We start from the raw sequence: 561 nt of genomic DNA, 5'->3' as shown, positions 1-561 counted from the left end.
TTTCGGAGAGCTGGAGTATTGCTTCAATCAATACTTCAGTAAATATTGCGCTCCCATCATCACCAAGGATTACAGATATTATCATCGTAAGCAGAACGAAGAGTTCCATAAGGCTTACAATCAGACACCAGCCATCATTGGTGCAGGCTCCGTTTTTCAGGGCATGATACGTGTACAAACTGCAAATGTGAGAGCTGCATCGGAAGGTAAGTGGAGTAAAAAGAATCTCGATGCTTTTATAAACGATGTCGTTAAGAAGATTGTTTCCGGCAAGAATTTCCAGAATGATTGGGGAAACTTAATTGATAGATACAGGGAATCCCTGATTGCCAAGTTGGGAACAAAAGGCTATCTTCACGTTGCTGAACAATTGGGGAAAACCGAAGGTCAGAAATTTATAGACCCAGCTATTCACTATGGTCAGTTACGCTTCATGGAGTTGCTCAAAGAACATTTGGCTCGGACAGACATGCCCAAGTCCTCCATGGAATACATTCTGAAGGAAGGAATAAACAATTCTATCTTTATGAGTTTAGGTAGCAGGTTTATGCGTGGTCGAGA

The 561-nt window shown here is 41.7% G+C and carries 1 pseudogene; it reads left to right on the top strand.

Features of this window, described 5'->3' with window-relative positions:
• A pseudogene (locus tag HMPREF9304_RS14785) lies at positions 1–561 on the top strand (hypothetical protein); the annotation flags it as partial.

The sequence above is a fragment of the Hoylesella timonensis S9-PR14 genome (assembly GCF_000762405.1).
GTDB classification, from domain to species: Bacteria; Bacteroidota; Bacteroidia; order Bacteroidales; family Bacteroidaceae; genus Prevotella; species Prevotella timonensis_A.
Note: the sequence above shows the minus strand (reverse complement) of the source record. Positions and strands in the feature narration are given on the sequence as shown.